The organism is Methylobacterium sp. WL69 (genome assembly GCF_008039485.1).
Lineage (GTDB): Bacteria > Pseudomonadota > Alphaproteobacteria > Rhizobiales > Beijerinckiaceae > Methylobacterium.
In genome coordinates, this window is record NZ_VRUZ01000161.1 from 1 (window position 1) to 4303 (window position 4303).

6 protein-coding genes are annotated in these 4303 nt (G+C 71.7%); 2 read left to right on the forward strand and 4 right to left on the reverse strand.

The window, feature by feature from the left end:
• The 4 genes from FV218_RS21905 to FV218_RS21920 form a co-directional block, all read right to left on the reverse strand.
• Positions 1–234, reverse strand: a 234-nt coding sequence (locus tag FV218_RS21905) for a hypothetical protein (RefSeq protein WP_210246137.1), incomplete at its 3' end; no start/stop codon positions are given.
• Between the two features lie 9 nt (positions 235–243).
• Positions 244–540 (reverse strand): putative quinol monooxygenase, encoded by a 297-nt coding sequence (locus FV218_RS21910; RefSeq protein WP_147711540.1) that lies wholly within the window; start codon positions 538–540, stop codon positions 244–246.
• Positions 541–641: 101 nt separating this feature from the next.
• Entirely contained in the window at positions 642–1778 is a 1137-nt protein-coding gene (locus FV218_RS21915; RefSeq protein ID WP_147711541.1) for an AAA family ATPase, read from the reverse strand.
• Between the two features lie 73 nt (positions 1779–1851).
• Complete coding sequence (locus FV218_RS21920) at positions 1852–2796, reverse strand: polyphosphate kinase 2 family protein (protein ID WP_147711542.1); 945 nt, start codon at positions 2794–2796, stop codon at positions 1852–1854.
• Positions 2797–2975: 179 nt separating this feature from the next.
• On the opposite strand from FV218_RS21920, the gene FV218_RS21925 reads away from it, so the two are divergent.
• Both FV218_RS21925 and FV218_RS21930 read left to right on the forward strand, forming a co-directional pair.
• A complete protein-coding gene (locus FV218_RS21925) occupies positions 2976–3566 on the forward strand; it encodes a histidine phosphatase family protein (protein WP_056095897.1) in 591 nt (196 codons plus the stop codon).
• A gap of 183 nt (positions 3567–3749) precedes the next feature.
• Positions 3750–4303, forward strand: a 554-nt coding sequence (locus FV218_RS21930; protein ID WP_147711543.1) for an AMP-binding protein, incomplete at its 3' end; no start/stop codon positions are given.

Sequence of the window (4303 nt, forward strand, 5' to 3'; positions counted from 1 at the left end):
ACGTGGAGGATCTCGCCGGTCATGCCCCGGCTCGCGATCGATGACGATCAGGACGAGGAACCGGGTCTGCGAGAGCGCGTGGGCCGTGAAATACGCCTCCAGCGCGCGCATCAGCAGGCTCCCGCGCCGCAGGAGCCGGAGCGCCCCGGCGACGGCCTCGGCGTCCATGCCCGGGTAGCGCTCACCGTAGCTCTGCAGCATCTGCCGCGTGGGAAGGTCCTTCAGGAAGAACACGCGCGCGCCTCAACCGATCGCGCGCAGCCGCGTGATCTCGACCGGCTCGGACAGCCACGTCCGATACCGGTCGAACACGGCGCGCGTATAGGGCTGGGCATGATGGGCGGCCAGCGCCGCTTCGTCGTCCCAGACCTCGTAGAGATAGAGATCTCCGCCCCCGTTCCGGTCGTCGTGCAGGGTGAAGCGGCGGCAGCCCGGTTCGGACCGCGTGACCGCCAGGATGTCCAGCACGGCGTCACGGGCGGCGGCGCGATGCTCGGGCTTGGGCGAGATACGGGCAAAGAGCGTCAGCGGGTCCGACATGATGGGCTCCCTATAGTTAGGATGCTAATCAATAGGCCGTTCGATGGTGGTCGGCAAGTTCGGTCGGCCGGCACGGCCGTATCGGCGAGGAACCCTTCGCCTTACGCGTCATCCGCGAAATCGCCGAACAGTTTCAGCCCCTCGATCCAGGTCGCGCCCTCCCGCTTGATCACGCGGTGGGGCCGCGTGCCGCCCTGCGCGACGATCGCGTCGGCCAGGCGCTCGGAATGGGTCACGAGCCAGATCTGCGTGCGCTCGGAGGCCTTGACGATCATGCGCGCAAGGGGGGCGAGCAGGTCCGGATGCAGGCTGGTCTCGGGTTCGTTGAGGGCGACGAAGGGCGGCAGCCGGTAGGCGAACAAAGCGCCGGCGAGGGCCAGGAACCGCAGCGTCCCGTCGGAGAGTTCGGCGGCCTCGAAGACCCGCTTCGGGTAGTCGGGAAACACCATCCCGAACCGCGCCTCGCGCCCCGGCAGGGGAAGGTCGAGCCGGGCCCCCGGAAAGGCGTCGTCGACGGCGGCCGCGAGGTCGGCGGTGTCACCCCGGATATGGGCGAGGGTGGCGAACACGGCCGCGAGGTCCGAGCCGTCCGATGACAGGGTGGGGGCCGTCACCGCGAGGCAGGGCCGGCGCAAAGCCGAGGCGGCGTCGGTCCGGAAATCGTGGTGGAAGCGCCAGGCCGCCAGGGCGCTGCGCACCTGATGGAGTTCCGGATAGGCACCGGCATCCTGGAGGGTGCCGAGGACGGTCTCGGATGGCAGCAGATCGCACCCGAGACTGCGCTTGCGCCCCTCCGCGTCACGCAGGAAGCCCCCCGGACCGTCGCGATCGAGCATCGTCGCGGGCCGCCGGCCCGAGATCAGGCGAAGCCGCTCGGTCTTGAGGTCGGGCTCCAGGGGAAAGCCGGCCGCCCCTTTGAGCGGCTTGAAGCCGACCTCGACGGCATAATCATACGCCAGGCCGCTGGCCGAGTCGGCGAGTTCGACGCTCCAGCGGATGCGAGCCGACTCGTGACGCTTGCGCTCCCCGGCCCAGCTCACGGATTCCATGCCGCCCTCGGCGGCGAGATCCCGGATCAGGGTACCGGCGGCGGCCGATTGCAGGCATTCCAGCGCCCGGTAGAGATTGGTCTTGCCGACGCCGTTGGCACCGATGAAGACCGAGAGAGCCCCCACCGGAAAGCGGATCGCGCGCAGGGAGCGGTATCCCGATACGGCGACGTCACGGACAGCCAGCATGGGCGCGCTCCCATCGGCCCCTACGGCTCGGCGAGGAGAAGGACCTACCTCCGGGCTTTATAACAGCACGGGATCACTCCGGCACACTCATCCGGGCCACGCCCGGCTGCGCCTCCGGAAACCGCGGGTCCATGGCCTCCAGGGTGTCGGCGATGGTGCGGGCCACCATGAGGTTGCGGAACCACTTCCGGTTGGCCGGGACCACTTGCCAGGGCGCCTCGCGCGTCGAGCACTGCGTCAGCGCGTCGGCGAAAGCGGCCTGGTAGGCGTCCCAGGCCTCGCGCTCGACGAGGTCGGCGGGGTCGAACTTCCAGTGCTTCTCCGGGGTGGCGATGCGTGCCTCCAGGCGCTGCTTCTGCTCGTCCTTGGAGATGTGGAGGAAGAACTTCAGGATCGTGGTGCCCTCGGCCGCGAGCATGCGCTCGAAATCGTTGATCTGGCCGTAGCGCGCCCGCCAGACCGGCTCGGAGACGAAGTTCTTCACCCGCACCACCAGCACGTCCTCGTAATGGCTGCGGTTGAACACCCCGATCATGCCGCGCCCCGGCGTCTTGGCGTGGTAGCGCCACAGGAAGTCGTGGGCGGCCTCCTCGGCGCTCGGCACCTTGAACGGCCACACCCGGCACCCCTGCGGGTTCACCCCCTCGAACACCGCCCGGATGGTGCCGTCCTTGCCACCGGTGTCGATGGCCTGGAACACCACCAGGAGGCTGCGCGCGCCCTCGGCGTAGAGCCGCTCCTGCAGGGACACGATGCGGGCGCGCTCCACGATCAGGGCTTGCTTGGCCGCCGCCTTGTCGAGGCCGCCATCGGCGTCCGCATCGACGGCGGCGAGATCGAAGGCGCGCCCCGGCGCGACGGTGACGATCCCGGGGGTTGCGTCAGGGCCGGAGGCCTTGCGCGGCTTGCGGGAACCGCCCTCCTCCGCCACCGTTCGACCGGGCTCACCCGCCCCGGAGCCGTTCGTTCCGGACTTGCCGGACTTGCCGGACGCCGGCTTGATGTGCTTGTGCGGCATATGGAAATTCGTTCGCTGACGATCGGGGCGTGCAGGCTCTTGAAACCGAGCAAGACCTTCAAACCGGGCAAGACCTTGAAACCGACAACGGTCCGCAAGCGCGGCCGTTCCGGCCCGCCCCGCCTGGGGGGCGGCCCGCCCCGCCTGGGGGGCGGCGCGCCCGCGTGGGAGCGCGCCCCATGACCCCGACCCTCTACGTCGTCCGCCACGGCCAGACCGACTGGAACGCGGAAGGCCGGCTCCAGGGCCAGCGCGACATCGCCCTCAACGCCGAGGGCCTGCGCCAGGCCGACGAGGCGGCCGACCGCCTCGGGCGGGCGGCGGGCACGGACCTGCCCCGGCTCGACTTCGTCGCGAGTCCCCTCGCCCGCACCCGCCGCACCATGGAGGCCCTGCGCGCCCGCCTCGACCTGGCGCCGGAGGCCTACCGCACCGATCCGCGCCTGAAGGAGATCAGCTTCGGCACCTGGGAGGGCTCGACCTGGGCCGAGATCCGGCGCCGGGACGCGGCCCGGGCCCTGGCGCGGGACCGCGACCGCTGGGGCTACCGGCCGCCGGGCGAGGGGGCTGAAAGCTACGCCATGCTGGTGGAGCGGGTCGCCCCGGCGCTGACCGCCCTCGATGGCCCGGCCTGCATCGTCGCCCATGGCGGCGTCGCCCGGGCGATCCTGGTGATCCGGGGCTGCCTCGGCATCCGCGAGGCGCCGCGCATGGGCATCCGCCAGGGCGGCGTCCTCGTCCTCGAGGACGGCCGGTGGCGCTGGGCCTGACACGGACCGTCCGCACTACGGCTTCGCATCACGCCCGGTTCCTGACCGCCCAAACGTGGTAGAGCGCTGCCGAACTTCGAAAAGCGCCGCGATTCCGGCGTGATCCGGGTGCCTTACCGGCCAACGAAGCGCATTCCGAGGCTCGCTGCGTCAGCGGGCCGGGGATCGGCAGCGGAGCAGTGGATGACCAGTCTCGCCGAGATGGCCCGGCCCCCGGCGGAGGGGCCCGCGCGCCAGGGGATCGCGTCCGGGCAGGACACCCTGCAGGGCAAGGACATCCTGCACGGCAAGGCGGTCCTGCGCGGGGAGGCCCGCCCCGACCTCATCCGCGACGAGGTCCTGGGCGAGATCTTCTGCGCCAGCGCCGCCGCCCGGCCGGACCATCCGGCCCTCGTCGACGGCGCGCACCCGAACGCCGACGGCACCCACCCGGCCCTCACCTACGCCGAGGTCGAGGCGCGGGCCGGCGCCATCGCTCGGGGGCTGGCGCATCGCGGCATCGGCCCCGGCGACGTCGTCGGCCTGTGGATGGCACGGGGGCCCGACCTCCTCGTGGCGCAGATCGGCATCACCCTGTCGGGCGCCGCCTGGCTGCCCTTCGACGCCGAGGCCCCGGCCGACCGCGTCGCCGTCTGCCTCGCGGACGCCGCCGCCAAGGCGCTCCTCGTCTCACCCGAACTGGCGCCCGGGGCGCCCGACGCCGCGCCGGTCCTCACCGTGGCGGCCCTGCTGGAGGG

Coding starts and splice junctions, on each gene's coding strand:
- FV218_RS21925 (WP_056095897.1), top strand. CDS start 2,976: ATGACCCCGACCCTCTACGTCGTCCGCCACGGCCAGACCGACTGGAAC.
- FV218_RS21915 (WP_147711541.1), bottom strand. CDS start 1,778: ATGCTGGCTGTCCGTGACGTCGCCGTATCGGGATACCGCTCCCTGCGC.
- FV218_RS21910 (WP_147711540.1), bottom strand. CDS start 540: ATGTCGGACCCGCTGACGCTCTTTGCCCGTATCTCGCCCAAGCCCGAG.
- FV218_RS21920 (WP_147711542.1), bottom strand. CDS start 2,796: ATGCCGCACAAGCACATCAAGCCGGCGTCCGGCAAGTCCGGCAAGTCC.